Origin of the sequence: Kitasatospora sp. NPDC056731, from assembly GCF_040687675.1 — a bacterium.
GTDB lineage: Bacteria > Actinomycetota > Actinomycetes > Streptomycetales > Streptomycetaceae > Kitasatospora.
The window spans coordinates 15241-39695 of sequence record NZ_JBFBNR010000045.1 but is presented as its reverse complement, the minus strand read 5'-3'; the positions used below and the strand labels follow the sequence as shown (position 1 = coordinate 39695).

Genomic DNA, 24455 nt, shown 5'->3' with positions numbered 1-24455 from the left:
CGCGACTGTTCAAAGCGCAACCATCGCTTTTCCCCCGCACGAGTGATCGCGCCGTCACCACGTCGACACGGACCGTGACTGTTCCTCGCGTGCCGCCCGGCCCCTCCCGACGCGCCCCACCCGTCGGCGGCCAGGCTCTCGCCGGGCGTCCGATATCCGGTTGGGACATGGCGCCGGGGTCGCTACGGTGGCGGGATGGCGACTCAGGTGATTGTGCTGAACGGTGGTTCCAGCTCGGGCAAGTCCGGGATCGCCCGGTGTCTTCAGGCGGTGCTGCCGGAGCCCTGGCTGACGGTCGGGGTCGACACGCTGATCGAGGCGATGCCCGCGTCCCTGCACGATACGGACGGGGGCATCGGTTTCGCGGCCGACGGCGGGGTGAGCGTCGGGTCGAAGTTCCAGGCCTTGCAGGCGGCGTGGATCGCGGGGGTCGCGACCATGGCGGGGGCGGGCGCGCGGGTGATCGTCGACGAGGTCTTCCTCGGCCGGGCGGAGTCCCAACTCCGGTGGGAGAAGGCGCTCGTGGGACTGGAGGTGCTGTGGGTCGGGGTCCGCTGCGAGGTGGCGGTGGCCACCGGCCGGGAGCTCGCCCGGGGGAACCGGATCCTGGGGATGGCCGCTTCGCAGGCGGAGCTGGTCCACCAGGGCGTGCGCTACGACCTGGAGGTGGACACCTCGCGCACCGAGTCGCTGGAGTGCGCGCGGAGGATTGCCGCCCACCTCGGAGGCGACGCCGCCGGATCCGCCCCCGTCGGCGGGTGACCCGGGGCCGGGCCCTGGGCCTGGCCGACGCAGACTCGGCGTCGGTCAGGCTCAGGGCTGAGACTCGGGCCTGATGTCAGGAGTTCTCCCGGTGCCGCCACCGCACCGGGTCGGCGGCGCCCGGCACCGACGCATCGGCTCCCGGCGCCCCGGCCCGCGCCAGCGGCCGGTAGTCGGCGCACGACAGCACGAGCAACTCGTTGTCGCCGGGCTGGAATTCGTAGTCCACCCGCTCCACGTGGCTCGGGATCCCGAGGGCGTCCAGGTGGTGGCGCAGCCCGTCCAGCTCCCCGTAGCGGACGCCGGTGTCGTACACCATGACCGGGAAGAGCCGGACTTCGCGGCGGGCGATCCGGGCGAGTTCCAGGAGGGCCGCCAGGTGGAAGTCCCCGTCCAGCCGGTTGCCGTAGGAGAAGAGCAGGTGCGAGCTGAGCACCAGGTCGAAGGAGTCGTCGGCGAACGGGAGTTCGGGCAGTGAGCCGGCGACGTAGCGGTCCGGGCGGGCGGCGATGTCGGCCCGGAAGTCGCGGGCGCTGTCGATCCGCAGGCGGGTGAGACTGTCCGGGTCGCCGTGCCACGTCCAGACGAAGTCCGAGGCGTTCTCGACCAGTTGGTCGCGCTTGTGCCGGGTCTCCCGTTCGACGAGGGCGCCGAGGTCCTCCCGGTGGTGGGCGTACTCGCGGTCGACGGCCACCGCGTCGACGCCGCGCCGGCCGGCCTCGGCCGTGAAGGCGGCCGCGCCGCCCGGGCAGTCCAGGATGCGCCGGCCGGGGGCGAGGTCGCCGTCGGTGAGCGCGAACATCGCGCGGTACTCGTCGAAGGAACGTGCGCTGACCAGCACTGTTCAGCCCCTCCCGACGTACGGCATGGTGGTGGGCAGGACGGTCAGGGACTGGACGTTGGTGTCCGGCGGCATCGAGGCCATCAGCAGGACGGCCTCGGTGAAGCGTTCCACCGGGATGGTCGCCTCGACCGCCATCGTGCCGTCCGCCTGCATGGCGGCGGGCTGCGGGCCGCCGTCGACCGGGGTGACGTTGCCGACGTCGATCTGGCCGACCGCGATGCCGTGCGCGCGGCCGTCCAGGGAGAGCACCTTGGTGAGGCCGAGGACGGCGTGCTTGGCGGCCGTGTAGGCGATGGAGTTGGGCCGCGGGACGTGGGCGGACGGCGCGCCGTTGTTGATGATGCGCCCGCCCTGCGGGGACTGGGCGCTCATCACCCGGAAGGCCTCGCGGGCGCAGAGGAAGCCGCCGGTGACGATGGTGTCCAGGACGCGGTTCCAGTCCTCGAACGGGGTCTCGGTGATGGGTCGGCGCGGGGCGGCGGCGCCGGCGTTGTTGAACAGCAGGTCGACCCGGCCGAAGCGGTCGCGGACGGCGTCGAACAGGGCCGCGACCTCCTCCGGTTGGCGGATGTCGGTCGGGACGGCCAGCACCCGGGCGGGGTCGACGTCGGCGAGGGCGATGGTCTCCTGGAGGGCGCCCTTGCGCCGCCCGGCCAGTGCGACGGACCAGCCGGCGCCCAGCAGCGCCAGGGACACGGCCCGGCCGAGCCCGCTGCCGCCGCCGGTGACGACGGCGGTCCGCCCGTGCGGTGCCTGCACGCTCCCGGTCACATGTCCTCCGTGTTCATCCAGATCCGCAGCATCCGCCGGGAGTTGGGCGCCGGCTCGTCCACGTAGGCCGAACGCCCGTGCAGGACCCGGCTGTTGCGGATGATCAGCAGGTCTCCGGCGGCCATCGGGAGGCCGAAGGCGATCTCGGGCCGGTAGAGCACCTCGTCGAGCACGCCGAGCGCGTCCCACTGACGGTCCGTCAGCGGCGGGCCGCCGCGGTCCGGGGACGAGCGGACGGTGCGCGTCTGGTAGTAGCAGGCGATGGTCCCGTCCTTCTGGGTGTAGAAGATCGGGGAGACCACGACCTGGGGCCCGGCCCGTCCGGTCCGGTCGAAGGTCCACTCCTCGGTGAGGGTGGCGAGGGCGTCCGGCCGCTCCCGCTTGATCAGGTCGTAGACGTGCCGCGCGCTCGCCAGCTTGGTCAACCCCCCACCGTTGTAGGCGGGTTGGATGCAGAGCAGGACGAGCAGGTCGCAGGTGTCGCAGTGGAAGCCGAGCTCGGTGTTGCCGTCGCCGTCCTGGTCGCGCAGCACCTGGGTGAGGTCGCCACGCCCGTTCTGCGGGACGATCTCGCCGAAGTCCCGCAGCAGGAAGGACAGGGCGGCCGCGACCTCCTCCTCCGGGGCGGTCGGATCCATCAGCCCGGTGACGTGGGCGACGCCGACGGAGCGGGCGCCGCCCTGGACGAGCGCGCGCAGCTTCGCCCGGACCGGCTCGGCCGCGCCCCACCGCTCGGCCCGCGCGTCCGCCCAGAGCAGTTGTCGCTCACCCTCGTCGAGCGGGAGCGACCACTGCTCCCGCCGCGCCTCCAACTCCTCGCTGCTCCAGCCGATTTCGGACACCGTGTCGTCGTACATGTGCGGAACCACTCCTCTCTACCGCTGGGCGGCGGCCGCCGCCACCGCCTTGGACCAGAGCGCCAGCGCCTCGTCGACCTGCCCGGCCGTGACGGTCAGCGCCGGAATCATCCTGACCACGTTCAGGTGGACGCCGCAGATCAGCAGCAGCAGGCCGAGGTCGGCCGCCGCCTGCTGGGCGCGCTTGGCGGTGTCCGGGTCCGGGGAGCCGTCCGGGTGGCAGAACTCGTTGCCGATCATCAGCCCGAGGCCCCGGACGTCGGCGACGCCCGGCGCTCCGGCGGCGACCGCCCGCAGGCCGTCCAACAGCCGCGACCCCTGCTCGGCGGCGTTGTCGACCAGCTGCTCGTCCCGGATGACGTCCAGCGTGGCCAGCGCGGCGGCGCAGGCCACCGGGTTGCCGCCGTAGGTGCCGCCCTGCGAGCCGGGCCAGGCCCGCCGCATCAGGTCGGTCGGCGCGGCGATCGCGGACAGCGGGAAGCCGCTGGCCAGGCCCTTGGCGGTGATCAGGACGTCGGGCACCACGCCCTCGTGGTGCAGGTGGGCCCAGAACCGGCCGGTGCGGCCGAAGCCGGTCTGGATCTCGTCGACGACCAGCAGGATGCCGTGCCGGTCGGCGCGCTCGCGCAGCCCGGCGAGGAACCCGGCGGGCGCGGGCACGTAGCCGCCCTCGCCGAGCACCGGTTCGACGAACATCGCGGCGGTCTCGGCGGGGGCGCTGACGGTCGCGAGCACCTGGTCGAGCCCGCGCAGGGCGTGCTCCACGGCCTGCGCCTCGCTCAGCCCGAGGCTCAGGCCGAGCCGGAAGGCGTCGGGGAACGGCGCCACCGCGACACCGGGCATCACCGGGCCGATGCCCGCGCGGAAGCGGCTGCCGGCCGTGGTGAGCGCGGCCGCGCCCATGGTGCGGCCGTGGAAGGAGCCCTCGAAGACGATCACGTTCTGCCGGCCGGTGGCGTGCCGGGCGAGCCGCAGAGCCGCCTCCACCGCCTCGGTGCCGGCGGTGGCGTAGAACAGCGAGTCCAGGCCGGGCGGCAGCACCTCGCCGAGCCGCTCGGTGAGGGTGAGCAGGGGGTCGTGCAGCACGGTGGTGTACTGGCCGTGGATCAGCCGGCCGGCCTGCTCGCGCACCGCCTCGACCACGCGCGGGTGGCAGTGGCCGGTGCTGGTCACCCCCACGCCGGAGGTGAAGTCGAGGTAGCGGCGGCCGTCGGCGTCGAAGAGGTGGAGCCCTTCGCCGCGGGTGGCGACGACGGAGGTGGCCTGCTTGAGCACCGGGGACAGCTGGGACACGAGGTCCGCCTTCCATGGGTCTGGGGGTACGGGTCGGTGGGGGCTCGGCTCACGGGGCGCGGCTCACGGGGCGCCGGCGCGGCGGACGGATCGGTACGGCGGACGGGGGTCGGTGCGGCGGGCGGGGGTCAGTGCGGCGGCGCGACGGGCGGCAGGTAGCCGGCCTCGGCGGCCCGGGTGAGCGCGGCCGACCACCACTGCGGGGTGGGCTCGGCGAACCGGACGCCCAGCCGGTCCAGCACGGAGGCGGTGTACGCGCGGTCCACGAGGACGTTGCGCTCCTCCTGGAGGGACCACGCGGCGGCCAGCCCCGCCGCCGTCGGGTGGTCGCGTTCGGCCCGGGCGATCGCCGCCGCGAAGGCCTCGTCGTCGGTGAGCCGGACGGGGTGGCCGTGGCCGGCGAGCCAGCGGACGAGTTCGTCGTGCGGCGTCTCGTGCGGGCTCTCGACGTGGTAGGCGCCGGGCGCGGCGTACGGGTCCAGCGCGATCGCGGCGATCCCGGCGGCCACGGTGTCGACGTAGGAGAACGCGTAGGTGGTGCGCGGCCGGCGCGGGGCGGCGCCGGCCAGCAGGTAGCCGCGGATCAGCTGGTAGATCCGGTTGTCGCCGATGTTGGCCTGGAAGGCGCCGGTCCGGCTGTGCGCCGCGATGTGGCCGCTGCGGTACAGGTAGGCGGCCCGCCCGGTGGCCGCCCAGGCGCGGACGGTCTGCTCGGCGGCGAACTTGGTCCGCTCGTACGGGGTGCGGAAGTGCTGGCCGATCCGCAGGTCGGCCTCGCTGAAGCGGCGGGGCGGGCCGTCCACGCCGCCCGCGACGGCGAGCGTGGAGACGTGGTGGACGCGGGCCGCCGGGGCGTGCTCGTCGATCCAGCCGAGCAGCCGCCGCACCGCGGTGTGGTTGGTCCGCTCCAGGTCGTCGGGCGAGGCCACCAGCCGGACGTCCGCGGCGGCGTGCACGACGAGCTGCGCGCCCCGGGCCCACGCCAGTCCGGCCGGGGACAGGCCCAGCCCCTCCCGGTCGATGTCCCCGGCGACGACCTGGATCCGGCCGTCGTCTGCGCCCGCGCCCGCGCCGACGCCCGCGCCCAATCGCCGGACGGCGCCGGCGTCGTGCTCGGCCCGGACCAGGCAGGTGACGTGGGCGCCCCGCTGGACGAAGGCGTCGAGCAGGTGCCGCCCCAGGTAGCCGGTGGCGCCGGTGAGCAGCACCCGGGCGGGTTCGCGCACCGTGGTGCGGGCTGCCGGTACGGCGGGTGCCCGGGTGCCGGGGTGGAGCAGTTGGCCGGAGGTCGACAGCGGCGCCCGGACGGGCCGGGTGCCGGTACCGGCACCGACACCGGCCTCGGCACCGGCCTCGGTGGCCACCGTCTCGGCGAACGCGGCGACGATCCGCTCGGCGGCGGGGTGCGGCAGGCCGGGCCACCCGTACACCAGGTCGGCGACCAGCCGGTTCTCCACGATGCGGGCGGTGAGCCGCAGGTCGTACAGCGGGTCTCCGCCGGTGCAACGGGCCACTCCGGCCTGCTCGTCCGCGACGGTCCAGTCCAGTGCGGGCTCGTCGGGCAGCCGGAAGGTGCCGAGGAAGTTGAACCCGGCGGCGGGGCGGGTGCCGGGTGCGTCCATCGCCTGGACGGGGGCCTCGCGCAGGCGCTGCGCGGCCCCCTCGGGACCGGCCGACGCCTCGACCACCAGCCGCTTGACGGCGGTGAACCAGCCGACGGTGTCCAGGAATTCGCCCGGATCGCCGGCGGTGTCCCGGCCGTGGGTCTCCACCTCGACGGGCAGCCGCGGGTGGCCGCTCCAGCCGGTCACGGCGTCGGCGAAGGCGGCCAGCAGGAAGGCCTCCAGGCCCGTCCCGCCGCCGTGGCGGCCGACCAGCCGGGCGGTGCCGTCCTCGTCGAGCGTCCAGCCGACGGCCACCGGCTGCGCGCGGACCACGGACTCCGGCGCGGATTCCGGAGAAGCGGATTCCGGCGCGGGCTCCGGAGAAGGCGACACCGACGCCGAGGGCGGCGGCGCGGCGGCGGCCCACTGGTAGAAGTCCGGGGTCGGCGGCAGGTCGGCCGGCTTCTGGTCGAGCACCGCCCGGTAGGCGTGGGCGAGGTCGTCCAGCAGGATGCGCCAGGACAGCCCGTCGACCACCAGGTGGTGCGCGATCAGGGCGAGCCGGTCGTCGGTGCCGGGCGGGCCGGTGAACAGGTGGGCGCGCAGCAGCCGGCCGGCCAACGGGTCGAGGCTGCGGTGGAGTTCGGTGCAGACCCCGGCGACGGTCTCGGCGATAGGAGCCGTCCCGCGCGGGATCCGGGAGAAGGACAGCGGGTCGAGGTCGGCCACCGGCCGGGGTGCGTCGTAGCCCTCCGGCGAGACGGGCCGCCGCAGCGCCGGGTGGCGTTCCAGGACGGCCGCGAGGGCGGCCGAGAGCGCGGCCGGGTCGACGGCCGTCCGGCAGCGCAGCAGGACGGACTGGTTCCAGTGCCGCAGGTCGTCGACGGCCTTCTGGCGGTACAACCACCGTTGGGCGGGGGCGAGTTGACTCCCCCGATCGCCGCCTCCGGTCCGCCCGGCCGGAGCGGCGGCCGGAACCGGTACGGCTGCGGCGGCAGCGGCCAGGCCGTGCGCGGTCGGGTGCCGGTAGAAGTCGTCGTAGTGGACGCGCAGGCCCGACCGGCGCAGGAAGGCGACGGTGCGCATGGCGAGGATGGAGTCCCCGCCGAGGTCCAGCACGTCGGTGTGCGGCCCGACCCCGGGCAGGCCCAGCGCGGCCGCCCAGAACCCGGCGATCGACCGGGCCAGCGCGTCCCCGTCCGAGGGCGGCCCCGACTCCGCCCGGGCCTCGACCAGCTCGGCGACCAGCTCGGCCAGCCGCTCCCGGTCGAGCTTGCCGTTCGGCCCGACCGGGAACTCCGGCAGGGTCAGGATCGGCTGCGGCACGGAGTAGCCGGGCAGCCGGTCGCGCAGGTAGGAGCCGATCCCGGCCAGCCCGGCGCCGTCGGCCGACAACCGTACGGCGGCCAGGAGTTGGTTCCCCACGGCGGTCTCCCGGACCAGCACCGCGGACCGGGCGACGCCCGGGAAGTCGTCCATCGCCCGCTCGATCTCGGCGAGGTCGACCCGGTAGCCCCGGATCTTGACCTGGCGGTCCACCCGGCCGAGGAAGACCAGGCTCCCGTCCGCCCGGCGGCGGCACAAGTCGCCGGTGCGGTACATGCGTTCACCGTCGTGGCGGACGAAGCCGCGCGCCGTCTCGGCGGGCCGGCCGAAGTAGCCGGCGCTGACGCCCCGGCCGCCGATCAGCAGCTCCCCCACCGTACCGTCGGGCACCGGCCGCCCGTCGCCGTCCAGCAGGGCGAGCCGCACCTCGCCGATCCCGGTGCCGATCGGGACGGTCGGCTCCTCGGCCGGCAGCTGGCGGGCGGTGGCGGCGAGGAAGCAGGTGGCGCCGACGGTCGTCTCGGTCGGGCCGTAGTGGTTGACCAGCCGGGCGGTGACGCCGGTGTCGAGCAGGGCGGCCGCGAGCGGGCGCGGCAGCGCCTCACCCCCGAGCAGCACGGTGTGCAGGGGCGGGGCGTCGCCGGGCCGGCCCTCCAGCAGGACGGTCAGGTGCGAGGGGGTGGTCTTCAGCACGGACACCCCGGCGCGCCGCAGCGACGCCCAGAACGCCTCCGGGTCCCGCACCTCGCCGTCCGGCACCACGTGCACCGAACCGCCGACCGCGAGGGCCAGCAGCCAGGCGGTGTGGCCGAGGTCGGCGGCCAGCGTGGTGACGTGCGCGACGCACGGGGCGTCGGCCTCGGTGAAGCCCAGCCGGTCGGCCAGCGCCCGCGCGTAGTGCACCGCGTTGGCGTGGGTGACGGCCACCGCCTTGGGCTCACCGCTGGACCCCGAGGTGAAGGACAGGTATGCGGGGTCCTCGGCCGCACCGAGCATCAGCTCCTCGGCCCCGCAGAGCATGAGGTCACCGGTCGTACCGAGCGCGCCGCCCGGTGCGTCGGGCAGGCCCTCGGGCCCGGCCAGCCGGTCGACGTCCACCACCTCGGCCGGATGGCCCTCCGGCCCGGGGAAGGCCGCCTCTGTGCTGAGCACCCGGCCGATCCGGACGGCCGCCAGCCGCCGGGCGAGATCGGCCGGCGACCAGTCCGGGTCGGCCATCACCGCCGCCGCGCCCGAGCGCAGCACGCCGTGCAGCAGCACCAGCATGCGGGCGTCCCGGGGCCCGAGCAGGGCGACCCGGTCGCCCGGGCCGGTGCCGGACGCGGCCAGCCGGGCCGCGATCCGGCCCGCCGCGGCGTCGAGGGTGCGGTAGTCGAGGGTGCGGTCGCCGTCGGTCAGGGCGGTCCGGTCCGGGTGCTCCCGGGCGAGCCGTAACAGGAACCCGGACAGCGACCGGGCGGACGATGCGGCCTGGTTTGGCAGCGTCGACGGCGTGGACGGTGTGGACCGGACGTGCTGCGTCGCGAAGGTCACTCCGGCTCGCCTCCCGTCCGGGCCGCCCGCCCGGCGCGGACCGACCCGGTCGCGTGCGGGTCCACGAGCCGGGGGTCACCCGCGAGGAACGCGTCCAGGCGGGGCCGGTCGGGCAGGCGTCCGGCCAGCTCCCAGGCCAGCATGCGGTGCAGGCCGTCGATGTGGATCAGTCCCTCCCGGACCAGCAGGTCCGTGTAGTCGGAGTGGTCGACCGCGCCGGTGCTCAGGTAGACGGGGGTGAACGGGGCCCACCGCAGCAACCGGAGCTTGGCGGCGCAGACCGGGTTCGCGGCCGACCAGGCGGCCTCGTCGGAGCGGATGCGCACGGCCGCCTCGGCCACCGTCAGGCCGGAGCGGGGCACGAGTTCGCGCGCGCCGCCCTCGCTCAGGTGCCAGGGCAGGACGACGCCGAGGACGTCCGAGCGCGAGAGCCGGACGCGCCACCAGCCGCCGGGGATCCGGCCGGCGCGTTCGACGTTCTCCTCGCCGTCCCGGTTGCTGTTCGCCTCGTGGGTGCGCTCCGCCGGGTGGTCCCGCAGGTAGGCGTGGTGGACCTCGGCGTAGGCGACGGCGGTGACGATCTCCACGCGGTGCTCCTCAGACAGTTCCGATCAGGCTGTTCCGATCAGACGGTTCTCGCCGGACAGTTCTCGCCGGACAGTTCCGGTCAGGCGGTTCCGACGTACTCGGTGAAGTGCCGTTCCGCGAACAGCTCCGGCCACCGGCCCTCCGCCAGGCCGAGTTCACGGGCCCGGGCGAGCATCAGCCGCCAGTGCGGCTTCACCGGGCGCCAGCGCGCCCCCACCTGGCAGTAGGACGCGTCGATGAAGTACCGGGGCCTGCCCGGGCCGTCCGGCGCCGGTCTGCGGGTGTGGAACAGCGCCGAGTTGAGCAGCACCGTGGAGCCGGGCGGCAGCCGGTCGATGACCACCTCGCCGGGCAGTTCGGCGGTGCCGTGGTGGGCGTACGCCGTCTTCCCGACGGTACGACGGTGCGAGCCGGGCAGGACGGCCAGGCTGCCGACCTTCTCGTCCAGGCCGCCGAGGTAGTGCAGCGCGTGGACCATCAGCAGCGACGGGTCGGCGCGGTCGTTGGGCTCGCAGTCGTGGTGCCAGGCCTTGCCGGGGATCCCCGGGGCCTGGCGGTCGCTGTGCAGGTGGTGGAAGACGAAGGACGGCCCCATCAGACCGGACAGCGTCCGTAACAGCGGTGGGTGGGTGAGGAGTTCGCCGTGGGCCGGCAGTTCCAGCTCCAGCACCGGGGGCGGGCCGTGCCGGGCGGGGTCGGTGCAGGCGGCGATCGAGCGGGCCCGTAGGCCCTCGTCCACCCAGCGGTCCACCTCGGGGGCGAGCCTGGCCCCGAGCGGCTCCGGCACCAGGCCGGGCAGGACCAGGTATCCGGACTCCAGGAACTGGCGGTGTTGCTCGGTGTCTAGGGCCTTACGCCCTCCGGAAGTCTGCGTCACCGAACCGGCCCCCTCCTTCCGGATGACGGGTCGCACAGTCGGGCACGGCGGATCGGACCTGAACAGGTTCGGGTTCTATGAAACGCACGGGATCATCCAGACCTCGGGTGGCGCCGGGTTCGTCCGTCGTCGCCACAGCTGACACACGTTCACCACGAAAGGGCACGAGTTGATCACGCAAGGTAGTCCGCTGAGGAGTATGAACCGTTGATCGTGTCCACCACAAGACCACCGCCGACTCCTGGACACCTTCCCGCCACCGTGACGTTCAGCTCCAGCCACCAATCGACCCGTTCCCCACCCGAAACTCCGGACCCGTTGCGCCCCGGTGATTCGCCGCTGACACAGCGGATGCGGCACAGTGACGTCATGAGCGGCGACACCAGGAGTCACGAGAGCGCCGGGCGGGGCCCCGTGACCAGGCGCCGTCCGGTCCAGCAGCGCAGCCAGGAGCGGTACGGCCGGATCCTCGACGCCTGCGCCGGGCTGCTCGACGAGGTCGGCGCCACCGCGCTCACCACCAAGGAGGTCGCCCAGCGCGCCCAGGTGCCGATCGGCACCCTGTACCAGTTCTTCGCCGGCAAGGAGGACCTGCTGGCCGCCCTCGCCGGCCGCAACCTCGACCGCTACCTCCAGCGGCTCGACCAGCGGCTGGCGACCGCCGCGCCCCTCGGCCCGGCCGGGTTCACCGACCTCGCGGTGGAGGAGTTCGTCGCGATGAAGCGCGCGGTGCCCGGCTTCGGCCAGCTCGACTTCGGCCTCGCCGACGCGGCCGCCCCCGCCGGGCTGCGGGACGACCGGCACCTGCTCGACCCGGGCGTGGACAACAACACCGCCGTCGCGCTGCGCCTCCAGGCGCTCGGCGGCGAGGTGTTCGCCACCGGCGACCCGGCGGCGCTCACCCTCGCCCTGCGGGTCGCCCTGGAGGCCGCCGACGCGGTGCTCAAGCTGGCCTTCCGCGGCGATCCGCAGGGCGATCCGGCGCTGATCGCCGAGTGCAAGCGGCTGGTCCGCGGCTACCTCGCGGAGCAGCCGCCCGCCGGCTGAGACCGGTCCCCGCACACCCCTCGGGTCCCGCCCCTCCCCCGCGTCCCGCCCGCCCGCGCCGTTGCGAGCCCGCCGCCGCCGCAGCACAGTGGAAGGCGGAACGGCCGCAGAGGCGGCCGCCACGACCCGAGGAGCAGACCATGCACGCAGCGGTAGGTGACCAGCTCCACATCCACAGCAGGTCGGTGGGCATGACGGACCAGAAGGGCGAGATCGTCGAGGTGCGCGGCACCGACGGCGAACCGCCGTACATGGTCCGCTTCGAGGACGGCCACGAGGGCCTGGTCTACCCCGGCCCCGACTGCGCCATCGAGCACCGCCCGGCGGACCGCTGACCGACTCCCCCGCCGCCCCGCCCCCCACCCGGGCGAGGTGGTGAGCAGCGGTGTCCGCCCCCGCGGCCCCCGCTGCCCGGAGCGCTCGCCGGGCTCGCGCCACTGCTGGACCACTACGGGTACCTCGCGGTGGCGCTGCTCGTGCTGCTCGACAACTGCGGCATCCCGGTGCCCGGGCAGACCGTCCTGGTGCTCGCCTCCGTGTACGCAGGCAGCGACACCGAGTAACCGGGCAGCCAGGCCGGGCAGCCGGCCCAGCCGGGTGGCCGGGTGGCCGTGCGGCTCAGCGCAGCGGGAACACCTCGAACGACACCGCGAACCGCACCCCGAGCCGGCCGCCCGCTCCCCGCCCGGCCCCCTCCAGGAACTCGCGCGCGTCCGCCATCGCCCCGCCCAGCCCGGCCAGGTACGCCTTGTGCTCCTCCAGCGAGGCCACGCCCAGGTCGAAGTGCTCGGTGGTGTCCACCGCGTGACCCGACTCCGGCGAGGCCGCCGCCCACACCTGCCGGACGCCGTTCCACGGCTCGTGGCCCTCGGCCAGCAGCTCCCGGAACACCCACCGGTTGCCGGCGTCCCGAGCCGCGTCCAGGGCGGCCCGCCCGACCGCGATGTGGTCGGCCTGGTTGGGGACGGTCCCGCCGTACGTCTCGCGGAAGTTGCTGGTGATCACGATGTCCGGCCGGTGCCGGCGCACCGCCCGGGCGATGTCGCGGCGCAGCGGCAGCCCGTACTCCACCGTCCCGTCCGGGTGCCCGAGGAACTCGACCACGTCGACGCCGACCACCCGCGCCGAGGCGATCTGTTCCGTCTCCCGCAGCGGCCCGCACTCCTCGGGGTTCATCGAGTCGATCCCGGCCTCGCCGCTGGTGACCATCACGTAGACGACCTTCTTGCCCTGCGACGTCCACCGCGCGACGGCCGCGGCGGCGCCGTACTCCATGTCGTCCGGGTGGGCGACGACGGCCAGCGCGGTCTGCCAGTCCTCGTCGACAGGCTGGTAGGGCTCGACGGCCTGCTCACTCATGGTGCTCGTCCCTCTCGGTGCAGCTCACAGTCGCATGGTCATACGGTCGTTCCGCAGGCGACTCTAGAAGACCCCCCACACCCACACCCCGTCGGACACCCTCCCGGGCCGGCGGGGTTGCCCCTGACGCACGGGTCAGGGGTTAGCGTCCGGGCACCCGCGGCGGATCGGCCGCCGCGTCGGTTCTGGAGGAGTGCTGCGATGACGCTGCCCACGACGGCCCGGGTCGTCCGGTTGGTCACCGAGCCGGGCGGGTTGCCCGGGCCCGGGGACTTCGCGGTGGTGGAGGAGCCGTTGCCGGCGCCGGGAACGGGCGAGGTGGTCGTCCGCAATCGGGCCTTCCTGGTCTTCCCGGGCCTGCGCACGCTGATCGGAGGCGAGCTCACGGGAGCGCCGTTGCCGGCGATCGGGCCCGGGGACGCGCTGTACGGGCCGGCCCTCGGGGAGGTGCTGGCCGCTCCGGCGGGCGGGCCCCTTCGGCCGGGCGACCTGGTCACCCACCTGCGGGGGTGGCGGGACCTCGTGGTCGCGGACGCCGCAGGGTTCACCCCGGTCGACCCGGGGTTCCCGGACCCGGTGGCGCTGCTCTCCCCCGGCACGGCCGCCTACGGCGGGCTGACCCGCAGCGCCGGGGTGCGCCCGGGGGACGTGGTGCTGGTGACCGGCGCGGCGGGCGCGGTCGGCACGCTGGCCGGGCAGGTCGCCCGGCTGCTGGGCGCCTCCCGGGTGATCGGCACCACCGGCTCCCCCGCCAAGGCGAAGCGGCTCACCGCCGAACTCGGCTACGACGCGGTACTGGTGCGCGGCGAGCGGCCGTTCGCCGCGCAGCTGGCCGAGGCCGCGCCCGAGGGCGTCGACGTGCTGCTGGACCTGGTCGGCGGGGAGCAGCTGACGGCCGCCGTCGACGCGGCCCGGCCGGGGGCCCGGTTCGCCCTGGTCGGCGCGCTGTCCGGGCAGTTGGCGCCGGAGCGGCGGGGCGGCAGTTCGCCGGCTCTGGTGGACAGCTTCCGGGTGATCATGCTGGGCCTGACCCTGCGCGGCTTCACCGGCGTGGACCACCCGGACCTGGAGGCCGAGTGGCGGCAGCGGTTCGGCGGCTGGCTGCGCACCGGCGAGATCGTCTTCCCGTCGACGCGGGTGGCGGGCATCGACCAGGCGCCGCAGGCGTTGCGGAGGTTGTTCGACGGGGACACCTTCGGGGCGACGATCGTCGACCTCGCATAGGCCCTGTCCGGCCGATCTTGCCGGGCCCGCGACGCCGGGCATCCCGGCTGGACGCACGCCCGAATCGCCCAAGTACGTCCAGTACGAGGACGATTCGGGCGCACGCCCAGCCGGGCGCCCAACGCCGCGGGCTGATCCGCCAAGATCGACCGGACAGGACCTAGCACCGAGGAGGAACGGCCATGCGGATCGGGGACGCGGCGGCAGCGGCGGGCACCACGCCCAGGGCACTGCGCTTCTACGAGCAGCGGGGGCTGCTGCCGCCGCCGCCCCGGTCCGCCTCGGGCCAGCGCGAGTACGGGCCGACCGAGGTCGCCCGGGTGCGGGCGATCCGCCGGCTGCTGGCCGTCGGGCTGACCGTCGACGACCTGGCCAGCCGCCCGCACCGCCTGGACCTGCTCACCGAGGAGCCGCCGCGCCGCTGCTCGGACTCCCCCGGCCTGGAGACCTTCGCCCCGGTGGTCACCGCCCGGCTCGCCGCCCTGGACGCCGAGATCGCCCGGCTGACCGCCCTGCGCGAGCGCCTCGCCCGGCACGTCGCCGCCGGGGGCGCGGACCTGCCGGGCTGACCCGGTCCACCATCCGGAACACGGCTCGCCCGGAACGCCGCGACGGGGGAGGCGCGGCGTTCCGGGCGAGGACTGTGGGGAGGCTAGCTCGCGTCCGGGGCGAGTCGGCCGTCGAGGGGCTCGGGGTGGGACTCGGGGAGGGGCTCGGGGAAGGGCTCCGGGGCGGGCCAGCCGATCCGGGTGGCGCAGAGCGAGACGACCGCGGCGGAGACGGCGACGGCGGCCATGCCCCACACCAGGCTGGTGGCGTCGGCGATGAAGCCGATCACGGCGGGCCCGGCGAGCAGCCCGGTGGTGCCCATCGCGGCGACCAGGGAGAGCGCGTCCGAGCCCTGGCGGGCCGCGGCGACGTAGACGCACGGGGTGACCGCCGCGACGCCGAGGCCGACGCAGGCGAAGCCGATCAGGGTCGGCACGACGCCGCCGACGAGCAGGGCGAGGGCCAGTCCGGCGCCGGCCAGCAGGCTGCCGGTCCGCACGATCCGGCCGTCGCCGAAGCGGGTGCGCCAGCCGTCCGCGAAGATCCGGGCGAGCACCATCATCACCGAGACGACGGCGATGCCCAGCGGGGCGAGCCCGGCACCGGCGTTCACGACGTCCTTGAGGTAGAGCGCGGACCAGTCGTTCATGGCGCCCTCGGTGACGGTGCCGAACACCATCGCCAGGCCCATCCAGAGGACCGCCGCGGCCGGGAGGGCGAAGCGGCGGCGGTCCTTCTTCGCGGCCGGCGCCTGCTCCGGGTCCGGCCCGTCCTGCTCCTGGTCCGGCTCGTCCTGCGCCGCGGCCGGCGCGTCGTCCGTGAGCAGACCGGGCCGGGCGGCCGCGACCAGCACCGCGAGCAGCGCGGCGGCCAGCCCGAAGTGCACGGCGAGCGTGCCGGTGAAGGCGGTGACGCCGGAGGCGAGCAGCGCGGCGAGCAGCGAGCCGGCGCTGAAGGTGGCGTGCAGGCGGGACATGGTGGTCCGCGCGTAGCGGGCCTCCAGCGCCGCGCCCTGGGCGTTCATCGCGACGTTCAGGCAGCCCACGGCGACGCCGTCGCAGAACAGCACCAGCAGGGTGAGCGGGTAGTTGGGCACCACGGACAGGGCGACCAGGACGACGCCGAGGGCGAGCGCGGAGAGCACGGACAGCAGGCGGGAGCCGAACCGCCGCATCAGCACCGCGACCAGCGGGAAGGACACCGCCGCGCCGACCCCGCAGGTCATCAGCAGCAGGCCGATCTGGGCCTCGCCGAGGTCGAGCCGGGCCTTCAGCGCGGGGATCCGGGAGACCCAGGTCGCGTACTGGAATCCGAGCAGGAAGAACAGTGCGGCGATGGCCAGTTGGGACCGGCGGAAGTCGTCGCGAACGGGGGACATGTGCATCAGCCCACTTCGGCTCTGGGTGGGAACCCGAGGGACGGGTCGGTGGAGGGGGTCATCGCCTGGACCACGGCCGAGACGGCGACCGGGGCCGGGACGGCGATGGCGGCCGGGGCGGCGGCCGGGCTCAGCGGCATCGCCATGTAGAGCGCCTCGGGGCCGTAGCTCCCGGGCAGTCCGATCTCGGGGCGGGCGCGGTAGCCCAGCGGGGCCCACACCACCTGCGAGCCGCGGACGGCGACCAGGGACATGGTGCGGTAGCCGCGGGCCCGGGCGGTCTCCTCCAGGCCGCGCAGCATCCGGTGGGCCAGGCCGCGGCCGCGCAGGCCCTCGGCGACGACCAGGTCGTGGAGGTGCATGTTGGTCGCGCGGACGCCGCCGGCCTCGACCCGGCTGAGGTCGGGGCACTGGAACAGCGGGTAGGGCAGGGCCAGCAGGTAGCCGCCGAGGCCGCCGGCGTGCTCCAGGACGAAGCAGGTGTCGGGCGAGGCGCGGTGGCGGGAGCGCAGCGCCTCGCGGCCTTCGGACAGGCCGCTGGCGGCGTAGGCGCGTTCCTCCAGTGCGACGACGCCGTCCCAGTCCTCCTCCTGGAGCAGCCGGATGTGCAGGCCGGTCATCTGCCGGTGCCTCCGTCCGGGCCGCCGGCTCCGCCGATGCAGGTGTAGGGCAGCGGCTCGAAGCCGTTGAACCCCTGGGTGGTGTAGGCGGTGGCGTAGGCGCCGCAGGAGTGGATCCAGACCGGTTCGCCGGAGGCGATCGCGCGCGGGACGCGGACCAGGCCGTCCTCCTGGGCGTACGCGTCGTCGCTGTCGCAGGTCGGGCCGGCGACGACGGCGTTGACGAACTGGCCGCCGGGGTGGGTGGGGAATTCGAGCCGGTACTGGAGCTCGTCCATCTCGTACAGGCCGTTGAACTTGCCGCAGCTCAGGAAGAGCCAGTCCTCGCGGGTGCCGTCGAGCTGGTGCCGGGAGGAGAGCCGGGCGACGTGGGCGCGGATCGCGCCGTGGTCGGCGACGAGGTGCCGGCCGGGCTCCAGCAGGAACTCCAGCGGCGCGGCGTTGACGGTGCGCAGCCGGTCCATGCCCTCGCGGATGACCGCGAACATCTTGTCCAGCGGCGGGTCGAGCGGGCGGCCGTGCCGGTCCAGGACGCCGAGGGCGGGCAGGCCGCCGCCGAGGTTGATCCGCTGCGGGGTGATGCCGCGCCAGTTGAGCGCCTCCAGGACGGCGGCGAGCGAGTCCACGGCGGCGCCCCAGGCTTCGGCGGTCATCTGCTGGGAGCCGACGTGCACGGAGAGTCCGGACGGGGTGAGGCCGGCCGAGCGGGCGGCGTCCAGGACGCGCAGGGCGTCCTCGGGCGAGCAGCCGAACTTGCGGCTCAGGCCCCACAGGGCGCCGTCGCCCGAGGTGGCGACCCGGCAGAACACCCGGGAGCCGGGGGCGTGTTCGGCGATGGCGGCGACGTCCTCCAGGCTGTCGGTGGCGAAGTCGCGCACGCCCAGCCGGTAGGCCTCGGCGATGTTGCGGTCGGACTTGATGGTGTTGCCGTAGTGGATGCGGTCGGGGCTCACCCCGGTGCGCAGGGCCTGGGCGATCTCCTGGGGGCTGGCCGCGTCGAAGCCGGAGCCGAGGGCGGCGAGGCGGCTGAGCACCTCGTCCACCGGGCAGGCCTTCATGGCGAACCGGACGGTGACGTCGGGCAGTTCGCCGATCAGGTCGGTGTACTGGCGCTCGATGCCGTCGAGGTCGTAGATGATCCGGTCGTCGGTGGCGGCGGCGAGGGCGGCGCGGAGCGCAGTCCGGTCGTGCGCGGCCGGGTCGGGCGCGACGCCGGTGTGGGCGGTGGTGTGGTGCGCCGGGGCGCGGTGGGCGATGGTCTGACGTATCACGAATGGCTCCCGGTGCGGCTACCGCGGCAGCCGGTCGGCGGGCGTGGCCTTGCTCGCCCGCATGAGCGGACCCCACGCGTCGATCAGCAGCGCGAAGTCCTCGATGTCCGCCTGCGCTTCGTCGAGCAGACGCGCCCGCTGGGGCGCCAGGTGGTCGGCGAACTCGGCGTACTTCCCGCCGAGTTGCCGGTAGCAGTGGTTCAGCGCGTCGAGCCGTCGATGGTTCTCCGCGCGGTCCGTCGCGGCGCTGCGGCGGGCGGAGTCGGCGATGACGTCGGCGCGGATGTGGTGGGCCTCGTCGAGGAGGGCCCCGCGGGCCGCCTCCATCTCGGAGTAGACCGGGTAGAGGTAGAGCATGGAGAGCAGGAACTTGGCGTAGCGCAGCTGGTAGGCGGTGAAGCCCGCGCCGGTGCGCCGTTCCGGGGTGTAGTAGTTGACGAGGTGCCGGTTGTGGACGACGCCGGGCAGGGTGGCGTCGCGGACGAGGTGCAGCAGGAAGTAGTCGCTGCCGATGGTGGCGGTGGCGGGCGGCAGCGGGACGCGGTCGTAGACCTCGTGGTCGAGGGCGACGTTGCACATGTCGATCCGCCAGATGTCGGGCAGGTCGAGCACGGCGCGGTCGTGGCGGAACGGGTCGGTGCCGCCGCCGGTGAAGGAGTCGGCGACGAGTTCGCGGCGTTCCTGCTCGCTCGCGCCGGTGGGCGCCCAGAGCGCGACGACCTGGCGGTAGGCGTCCGGGTCGAGTTCGCGGATCTCGCCGATGTCGACGGAGAGTTCACCGATGAAGGAGCCGCCGACCAGGGCGACGGGCTTGTCGGCGTGCGCCGGGTCGAGGGTGACCTCGGTGACGGCGGCGGCCGCGTCGGCCGCCTTGAGGCCGAGCGTGGCGAGTTCGTGCTCGATCGGGAACACCGGTTCGCCGTCGAGCAGTTGGTACGCGCTGTCGGAGTCGCGGCGGTGCACGGAGGCGCAGCCGAGCGCACCGGCGAGCAGGAACGCCCGGTTGGTGCAGGCGCCGTAGGAGACGGCGTCGGGGAGCATCAGGTCGAGCAGTTTGTCGCCGAGCGGCCCGTCGGGGCCGGCGGCGCCGGAGCGCTCGATCACGTCGCGCAGGAAGGCGCGTTGGGCGGCCTCGTCGAGGTGGTGAACGACCACCTCCCCGGCCTCGGAAGCGGCACCAGAGCCGACACCGAGCGCAGCACCGGACCCGGCGGCGGGCAGCGCGGCGACGGCCTCCGCATGCCGCCGGTAGGTGGCCGGATCGGCGGAGTCCAGGATCAGCAGGTGCACCCGGACGCCGAACCGCCGTGCGGCGTAGGCGGCTTCGGCGCCGATCGCCGCGATGGTGGCCGCGCACTCGCGGTTGGTGGGCAGGGTCAGGCAGACGGCGCGCATGCCGGCTCCCCCGTGGACTCGGCGGGCTGCGGGGCGGGCCGGTCGTCCGTGGACTCCGGGCCGTGCCAGGAGCGCAGGCCGAGCAACCGCTCGCCGAGTTCGGTGAGTTCGGCGGGCCCGTAGCGCAGCGACTCGTGGCGGGTCGCGTCGCCGACCAGGGTGCGGTTCCAGTCCGGGGTGGCGAGGGTGCGCCAGGACTCCACCCGGGAGCGGCGCAGCTGTGCGGCCTCCTCCAGCGCGGGCATCATCGACAGGTACTGCACGGCGCGGACGCCGTTCTCGGAGGTGTTGCGGGCGACGCCGTGGGCGAGCAGGCCGTTCCAGATCAGCAGGTCGCCGGCCTTCAACTCGGGCCGAACCACCGGGAACTCGGTGCGGTCGACGTCCGGACGGATCGGGTCGCGGTCGGCGGCCTGGGCGGCCTGCCACTCGTTGAAGCGGCGGAACAGCTCCGGATTGCACTGGAAGCCGCCGTGGTCGGGTCGGGTGTCGTCGAGCGCGATGATGCCCTGGACGCGCTGGGGCAGCATGCCCTGGGTGGTGTCGACGTCCCAGTGCAGTTCGATGTCGAAGCCCCGGTCGGTGGGCTCGATCAGCGCGCGGTCACGGTTGCGGATGTTCGGCGGGTTGAGGTTGAGCCGGTCGAGGGTGACCCAGAGCTCCTCGCAGTCCCAGACGTCGACGAACGCGTCGTAGACCCGTCGGGCCTGTCTGCTGTCCCAGATCAGCTGGTGGTGGTAGGCCTCGACGAAGCCGTAGATGTGCAGTTCCCGGTCGAGTTCGTCGCGGTGGTCGCGTTCGCGGTACCAGTCCTCGGGGCGGTCGGGCGAGAGGCCCTGGAAGTCCCAGGCGAAGTCGAGCAGGCGCCGTGCGGCCTCGGCCGGGATGGCCTCCTTGACCACGACGTAGCCGTAGGTCTGCCAGAACGCGAAGTCCTCCTCGGAGAGCACCCGCAGCGGACGCTCCTTGCGGACCTCGCGCAGCGCCGTGCGCGCGAGGTAGCTCTCCCCGTCCTCGCTGAAGTAGGGGCGCGCCGAGGCGGCTCGGTGCAGATATCCGTCAGGGCTCGGCATGGGCAGTCACTCCATGGTTCGTAGTCGACGCAGCGCTTCCTGGACGCACAGTGCGGGCACGGCGAGCCGACGGCCCGTCACCGGCCGTGCGTGGAATTCAGTCCGCGGACCGCATGCCGTCCGCATGCGCTCCGCCTCGCCCGGGCCCCGACCGTGCAAGGTTCCGCCACGTCAGGGGGCCAACTCGGCGGTCCGGCACGGCCCCTCACCCCGCCTCAGCCCTGGCCGAACCGCGCCCCTCATACGTTGGACTAGACCATCTAATGGTGTCAACCCTCGACGGCTGGTTACCAATAGGGAAATCCCCGCAGTTCAGATGGCCCCTTGGGGTTCGCTTTATGTTTCGGAGAGTGACATAAGTCGGAGTATGTTTCGGGAATTGACATACCCGGACGTGAACCAAAACGAGTTCCCCAGCGTTGCGCCCCGTCCTTCGCGCCGTACGTTGGGCCTATGGCACACCGCCCCGCCACCACCCGGCTCACCCCGCCCGGCTGGCTGACCGCGAGCCTGCGCCCCAAGGCCGCACCGGTCCCCTGGGCCGCCGCCGCCCGGGCCTCGGTGGCGCTGGCCGCGCCGCTCGCGGTCGGCACGGCCACCGGCCGGCCCGGGTACGGCGCGCTGGTGTCGATGGGCGCGCTGTCCGGGGTCATCGGGGACACTGCGGACGCCTACCGGATGCGGGTGTTCAACATCGCCGTGCCGCAGCTGTTCGGCGCCCTCGGGGTCCTGCTCGGCACCCTGGTGTACGGTGCGGGCTGGACGGCCGTCGCCGTGCTGACCGCCGTCGCCCTGGTCTCCGGCATGATCTCCTCGATCGGCGCGGTCGCCTCGGTGTCCGGACTGCTCCTGCTGCTCAACGCGGTGGTCGGCGCCGGACTGCCGCTGCCCTCCCCCTGGTGGGCGCCGCCCGGACTGCTGCTGCTCGGCGGCCTGTTGGTGCTCGGCCTCACCCTGCTCGCCTGGCCGCTGCGCGGCGGCACGCCGGAGCGCTCCGCCGTGGCCGGCACCTACCGGTCGGTCGCCGCCTTCCTGGAGGCCACCGGCACCCCCGGAGCCGACGACGCGCGACAGGCGCTCACCCAGTCGCTGAACCAGTCCTACGACCTGCTGCTCGCCCGCCGGGCCCGCCGGCACGGCCGCTCCCCCACCCTCGTCCGGCTGCTCGCCCAGCTCAACGCCGCCATCCCGGTGGTGGAGGCCGCCTCGGCGGCGCAGCTGCGCCCGCGCGAGTACGGTCCGCTGCCGCCCGCCTACCCGGCGGCGGTGCGCGAGCTGGCCGCGGCCGTCGAGCGGGGCCGCGCCGGGTCGACCCCGCCGCCCGGACTGCCCGATCCGGCCGGGCCGTCCACCCGCGCCCTGGTCGCCGCGATCGGCCACGCCCGGGCCGTCGCGCACGAGCCCGCACCCGACCCGTACGCCGACGACGACCCGCTCGGCCGGCCCGCCGCGCTGCGGGTCCGCACCCGCCGGGCCGCCCACGCGCTGCTGCTGTCCGGCGCGTCCTGGCGGTACGGGCTGCGGCTGGCCCTGTGCATCGGCCTCGCCCAGATCCTGGTGTCGGTGATCGCGGTGCCTCGCTCGTACTGGGTGTCGCTGACCGTCACCTTCGTGCTGAAGCCCGACTTCGGCTCGGTGTTCTCCCGGGCGGTGCTGCGCGCGCTCGGCACCGCCGCCGGGCTGCTGATCGCCATCCCGGTGCTGGCCGAGGTGCCGCACGGCTGGTGGGACGTGCCGGTGATGGCGGCGCTGGCGGCCCTGATCCCGGTGCTGTCGGCGAAGGGGTACGCGTTCCAGACCGCGGCGATCACCCCGGTGATCCTGCTGCTCTCCGACCTGCTCAACCACCGGGGCTTCCACCTGGTACTGCCCCGGCTGTACGACTCGCTGATCGGCTGCGGCATCGCGCTGCTGACCGGCTACCTGCTGTGGCCGGAGTCCTGGCACACCCGGATCGGGGAGCGGCTGGCCGACGCCGTCGCGGACTCCGCCGCGTACGTCTCGCTGGCCTTCACCACCGGGCCCGGGGCCGACCAGCCGGCCCGCGCCCGGTACCGGCGGCGGCTCTACCGGGACCTGTCCGCCGTGCGCAGCGAGTTCCAGCGGGCGCTCACCGAACCGCCGCCGGTCGGGGCCCGGGCCGAGGCCTGGTGGCCGCTGGTGATCGCGGTCGAGCGGATCGTGGACACCACGACCGCCACCCGGGTCCGGGTCGAGCACGGCGCTCCGGCGCCGTCCCCGGCCGAGGTCGGCGCCGTCGTCCGGGAGCTGGCCGACCTGGCCGGGGCGCTGCGCAGCGGCGGGCCGCTGCCCGAGGCCGGGCCGGACGACCTCCGGCCCGACTGCGCGCTGGGCCGGCTGCACCGCGAGGTGCAGGCGGCGCGGGCGGTGGTGCCCGTCTGAGGGCCGGGCCGGCCGGGGGCCGGCCAGTCCTGGAGCGGCCGCTCGGGCATCCGCCCCGTCGAAGGCCGGGCCAGTCCCGTCGAAGGCCCGGTCAGTCCTGGATCCGCCGCCAGGGCCGGTCCGCCTCCAGTTCGAAGGCCAGCTCCAGCAGCAGCCGCTCCTGCCCGTGCGCGGCCGAGAGGTGCACGCCGATCGGCAGGCCGCTCGGCGCGGCGCCGGTGGGCAGGGCGATGCCGGGGCCGCCGGTCACGTTGTTGACCGGGGTGAAGGCCACGTAGCGCTGGAGGCGCTCGATCAGCTCGTCGAAGGCCACGTTCGGGCTGAGGTGGCCGATCGGCGGGGCGGCGTGCGCGAGGACCGGCGAGAGGATCACGTCGTGGGTGCGGAAGAGGCCCGCGTACGCGGCTTCGGCGCCGCGCAGCCGGCGCAGCACGGCCGGGGTGTGCAGGAACTCCCGCTGGTAGAGCCGGCGCAGCCCGGTGGTCAGGCCGTCGAGCCGGTTGATCCGGAAGCTGCGGTCCAGCGTCAGCCGGCCGCTGACCGCGATGGCGAAGGCGATGTAGCCCCAGTAGAGGACGAAGTCGCGGGAGAACTCCTCGCCGAACGGCAGGGTGGTCTCCTCGACGTGGTGGCCCAGTGCGGCCAGCCGGGCGGCGGTCTGCTCGACGGCGGTGCGGGTGGGCTCGTCGGTGGTGGCGAGCGGCGAGTCCACGACCAGTCCGATCCGCAGCCGGCGCCGCCCCGGGCCTTCGACCAGGCCGAGCGGGGGCAGCGCGGGGTTGCGGTGGTGGCGCTCGGCGGCGGCGTAGAAGGCGGCGGTGTCGCGGACGGAGCGGGTGAGCACGCCGTCGGTGACGAGGTCGATCGGCAGTTTGCCGCCCTGGGCGTTGGTGACCAGGCGGCCCCGGGTGGGCTTGAGTCCGACCAGTCCGCAGCAGGCGGCCGGGATGCGGATCGATCCGCCGCCGTCGTTGGCGTGCGCGATCGGCACCACTCCGGCGGCGACCAGCGCGGCCGAGCCGCCGGAGGAGGCGCCGGCCGAGTGCGAGGGCTTCCACGGGTTGCGCACCGGCTGGGCGGTGGCGAACTCGGTGGAGGCGTTGAGGCCGAACTCGGGCAGCCGGGTCTTGCCGAGGACGGCCAGGCCGGTGGCGAGGAACTGGTCGGTGAAGCGGGAGTTGCGTCGGGCCGGGCGGGCCTGGAAGGCCTCGCTGCCCATGCCGGTCGGCAGGCCGCGCAGGTCGACGTTGTCCTTGAGGAAGGTGGGGACGCCGTACAGCGGGCCGTCGGTGCCGTCCGGGCCGAGCCGGGGCCGGTCGTAGGACGGGTGGGCGACGGGGGTGAGCGTCCGGTCGACCCGGGCGGCGCGGGCGGCGGCGGCCGCGGCCAGTTCGGCGGGGGCCACCTCGCTGGCGCGGACGAGGGCGGCCAGGGCCACGGCGTCGTGCGCGCCGAGGGCGTCGTCGGTGAACCCGTGGGCCCGCTCGTCGGTCATCCGAACTCCCCAATCCCTACTGACCGGTAGTCGCGCAAGAGTTCGCAGTGTAGGCGCGGGGCTGCGCCGAGGGATACCCCACCCCCGGCGCCCGCCGCCGAACCCCGACGGCGCACGGGCGTTCGGCATGCGCCCCCGCGTTCACCCCACCCGCCGGTCGGAGATCGTTTCGCCGACGGCCCCGGG

At 74.7% G+C, this 24455-nt stretch carries 20 protein-coding genes; 6 read left to right on the top strand and 14 right to left on the bottom strand.

Annotation, left to right across the window (positions count from 1 at the left end; all coding sequences use genetic code 11):
* The first annotated feature begins 195 nt into the window (after positions 1 to 195).
* On the top strand, positions 196 to 762 hold the full coding sequence (gene cpt / locus AB0R04_RS31990; RefSeq protein WP_363377139.1) for a chloramphenicol phosphotransferase CPT: 567 nt from the start codon (positions 196 to 198) through the stop codon (positions 760 to 762).
* Between the two features lie 76 nt (positions 763 to 838).
* Here the strand turns inward: cpt and AB0R04_RS31985 are convergent, their stop codons facing one another.
* From AB0R04_RS31985 to AB0R04_RS31955, 7 genes are all read right to left on the bottom strand, one after another.
* A complete protein-coding gene (locus AB0R04_RS31985) occupies positions 839 to 1603 on the bottom strand; it encodes a methyltransferase domain-containing protein (RefSeq protein WP_363377138.1) in 765 nt (254 codons plus the stop codon).
* Positions 1604 to 1606: 3 nt separating this feature from the next.
* Positions 1607 to 2377 carry an SDR family oxidoreductase gene (locus AB0R04_RS31980; protein WP_363377137.1) on the bottom strand — a complete coding sequence of 257 codons (771 nt, stop codon included), beginning with the start codon at positions 2375 to 2377 and terminating at the stop codon, positions 1607 to 1609.
* Positions 2374 to 3234, bottom strand: a complete 861-nt coding sequence (locus AB0R04_RS31975; RefSeq protein WP_363377136.1) for a TauD/TfdA family dioxygenase — start codon at positions 3232 to 3234, stop codon at positions 2374 to 2376. The genes AB0R04_RS31980 and AB0R04_RS31975 overlap by 4 nt, the downstream gene beginning before the upstream one ends.
* Before the next feature lie 18 nt (positions 3235 to 3252).
* Complete coding sequence (locus AB0R04_RS31970; RefSeq protein ID WP_363377135.1) at positions 3253 to 4527, bottom strand: aminotransferase class III-fold pyridoxal phosphate-dependent enzyme; 1275 nt, start codon at positions 4525 to 4527, stop codon at positions 3253 to 3255.
* A gap of 128 nt (positions 4528 to 4655) precedes the next feature.
* The gene (locus tag AB0R04_RS31965) at positions 4656 to 8990 is read right to left on the bottom strand and encodes an amino acid adenylation domain-containing protein (protein WP_363377134.1); all 4335 of its coding nucleotides are present in this window, start codon (positions 8988 to 8990) and stop codon (positions 4656 to 4658) included.
* Positions 8987 to 9577: a DUF6309 family protein gene (locus AB0R04_RS31960; protein ID WP_363377133.1), complete on the bottom strand. Its 591-nt coding sequence runs from the start codon at positions 9575 to 9577 to the stop codon at positions 8987 to 8989. The genes AB0R04_RS31965 and AB0R04_RS31960 overlap by 4 nt, the downstream gene beginning before the upstream one ends.
* An 80-nt stretch (positions 9578 to 9657) precedes the next feature.
* On the bottom strand, positions 9658 to 10455 hold the full coding sequence (locus AB0R04_RS31955) for a phytanoyl-CoA dioxygenase (protein WP_363377132.1): 798 nt from the start codon (positions 10453 to 10455) through the stop codon (positions 9658 to 9660).
* A gap of 369 nt (positions 10456 to 10824) precedes the next feature.
* On the opposite strand from AB0R04_RS31955, the gene AB0R04_RS31950 reads away from it, so the two are divergent.
* Positions 10825 to 11502, top strand: coding sequence for a TetR/AcrR family transcriptional regulator (locus AB0R04_RS31950; RefSeq protein ID WP_363377131.1), 678 nt, complete (start codon positions 10825 to 10827; stop codon positions 11500 to 11502).
* A 140-nt stretch (positions 11503 to 11642) separates the two neighbouring features.
* Positions 11643 to 11837 (top strand): DUF1918 domain-containing protein, encoded by a 195-nt coding sequence (locus AB0R04_RS31945; RefSeq protein WP_363377130.1) that lies wholly within the window; start codon positions 11643 to 11645, stop codon positions 11835 to 11837.
* Between the two features lie 283 nt (positions 11838 to 12120).
* Here the strand turns inward: AB0R04_RS31945 and AB0R04_RS31940 are convergent, their stop codons facing one another.
* On the bottom strand, positions 12121 to 12861 hold the full coding sequence (locus tag AB0R04_RS31940) for a PIG-L family deacetylase (RefSeq protein ID WP_363377129.1): 741 nt from the start codon (positions 12859 to 12861) through the stop codon (positions 12121 to 12123).
* Positions 12862 to 13062: 201 nt separating this feature from the next.
* On the opposite strand from AB0R04_RS31940, the gene AB0R04_RS31935 reads away from it, so the two are divergent.
* Together AB0R04_RS31935 and AB0R04_RS31930 are read left to right on the top strand one after the other, a co-directional pair.
* Positions 13063 to 14085, top strand: coding sequence for an NADP-dependent oxidoreductase (locus tag AB0R04_RS31935; RefSeq protein ID WP_363377128.1), 1023 nt, complete (start codon positions 13063 to 13065; stop codon positions 14083 to 14085).
* Between the two features lie 182 nt (positions 14086 to 14267).
* On the top strand, positions 14268 to 14654 hold the full coding sequence (locus AB0R04_RS31930; protein WP_063350400.1) for a MerR family transcriptional regulator: 387 nt from the start codon (positions 14268 to 14270) through the stop codon (positions 14652 to 14654).
* Positions 14655 to 14737: 83 nt separating this feature from the next.
* Here the strand turns inward: AB0R04_RS31930 and AB0R04_RS31925 are convergent, their stop codons facing one another.
* From AB0R04_RS31925 to AB0R04_RS31905, 5 genes are all read right to left on the bottom strand, one after another.
* Positions 14738 to 16012, bottom strand: a complete 1275-nt coding sequence (locus AB0R04_RS31925) for an MFS transporter (protein ID WP_363377127.1) — start codon at positions 16010 to 16012, stop codon at positions 14738 to 14740.
* Between the two features lie 5 nt (positions 16013 to 16017).
* Entirely contained in the window at positions 16018 to 16632 is a 615-nt protein-coding gene (locus AB0R04_RS31920; protein WP_363377126.1) for a GNAT family N-acetyltransferase, read from the bottom strand.
* Positions 16629 to 17771: a type III PLP-dependent enzyme gene (locus tag AB0R04_RS31915; protein WP_363377154.1), complete on the bottom strand. Its 1143-nt coding sequence runs from the start codon at positions 17769 to 17771 to the stop codon at positions 16629 to 16631. The genes AB0R04_RS31920 and AB0R04_RS31915 overlap by 4 nt, the downstream gene beginning before the upstream one ends.
* 150 nt (positions 17772 to 17921) lie before the next feature.
* On the bottom strand, positions 17922 to 19298 hold the full coding sequence (locus AB0R04_RS31910) for a DUF6271 family protein (RefSeq protein WP_363377125.1): 1377 nt from the start codon (positions 19296 to 19298) through the stop codon (positions 17922 to 17924).
* Complete coding sequence (locus AB0R04_RS31905) at positions 19280 to 20371, bottom strand: YbiU family protein (RefSeq protein ID WP_363377124.1); 1092 nt, start codon at positions 20369 to 20371, stop codon at positions 19280 to 19282. The genes AB0R04_RS31910 and AB0R04_RS31905 overlap by 19 nt, the downstream gene beginning before the upstream one ends.
* A gap of 453 nt (positions 20372 to 20824) precedes the next feature.
* Between AB0R04_RS31905 and AB0R04_RS31900 the strand changes: the two genes are divergently transcribed.
* Positions 20825 to 22774 (top strand): FUSC family protein, encoded by a 1950-nt coding sequence (locus AB0R04_RS31900; RefSeq protein ID WP_363377123.1) that lies wholly within the window; start codon positions 20825 to 20827, stop codon positions 22772 to 22774.
* Positions 22775 to 22865: 91 nt separating this feature from the next.
* On the opposite strand, the gene AB0R04_RS31895 is transcribed toward AB0R04_RS31900, so the two are convergent.
* Positions 22866 to 24269 carry an amidase gene (locus AB0R04_RS31895; protein WP_363377122.1) on the bottom strand — a complete coding sequence of 468 codons (1404 nt, stop codon included), beginning with the start codon at positions 24267 to 24269 and terminating at the stop codon, positions 22866 to 22868.
* Positions 24270 to 24455: the final 186 nt, after the last annotated feature.